At 68.6% G+C, this 1,078-nt stretch carries 1 protein-coding gene; it reads right to left on the bottom strand.

Going from position 1 to position 1,078, the window contains the following annotated elements; translation table 11 throughout:
* Positions 1–1,078, bottom strand: a 1,078-nt coding sequence (locus tag AC1DW9_RS36675) for a calcium-binding protein (protein WP_476855421.1), incomplete at both ends; no start/stop codon positions are given.

The following is a 1,078-nucleotide window of genomic DNA, read 5'->3' as shown; positions in this document are numbered from 1 at the left end:
CGCTGCCGCTGTCCGTGCTGACCGCGCTGCCGCGTCCGAGCAGGCCGTTGCCGAGATCGACCGTCAGGTTCGCCATGATCGCCGACATGTCGAGCGTGTCGATGCCCGTGCCGCCGTCGCTGTCATCGCCGAAATAGACGTCGTTGCCGTCACCCATTGTCGCCACGATCACGTCATTGCCCGCACCCGCCACCACCGTGTCGTCGCCGGCCCCGGCCGTGATCCGGTCGTCGCCGGTGCCACCGAAGATCCGGTCGTTGCCGGCCTCGCCATCGATCAGGTCGTTGCCGGCCCCGCCGAGCAGCACGTCGTCGCCGGCCCCGCCGAAGACCACGTCACGGCCCTCCCCGGCATCGACGAAGTCGTTGCCGTCGCCGGCCGAGATCGTGTCGTTGCCGCCCGCTCCGATCAGGACATCGTCGCCGCCCTGGCCGATCAGGTTGTCCGCCCCAGCCGCCCCGAGCAACACGTCCGCATCGGGCGTACCGACCAGAACCAGTCCGGCGTCCGGCTGCGTTGTCTGGCCGGTTCCGCCACCATTGCCGGTCTCGGTGCCGGTGCCGCAACTCCCGCCGCCGCCGTTCCCGGTCTCATTGCCGGTGCCGCCACCGCCGTTCTCGGTCTCGTTGCCGGAACCGCTGCCGCCGCCATTCTCCGTCTCGCTGCCGGAGCCAGAGCCGCCGCCATTCTCGGATTCGTTGCCGGAGCTGTTGCCGCCGCCGTTCTCGGTCTCATTGCCCGAGCCGCTGCCGCTCCCGTTTCCGGAACCACCACCATTACTGCCGCCCCCGCCAGTCGATCCGCCGGCGGCAGCTGGTCCGGTCACGTGCATTTCATCCTGGGCACGCATGCCAACCAGATGGTCGGAGCCGCCGCCCGTATTGAGCACGACGTGGTGGGCCGATTCGAGAGCCGTCACGTCGACCGTGTCGTCACCTGTGCCGGAGTTCACCGTGATGGTGTTGAAGCGCAGATCCGAGGGGGTCAGGTTGCCGACCACGAGGACGCTGTCATTGCCGCCACCGGTATTGATCGAAATCTCTTCGATCTGATCCAGCTCGGCCACGACCGAGGCCGT

The sequence above is a fragment of the Allobosea sp. P4_E12 genome (genome assembly GCF_056401655.1).
This window is presented reverse-complemented; position numbering and strand designations above follow the sequence as displayed.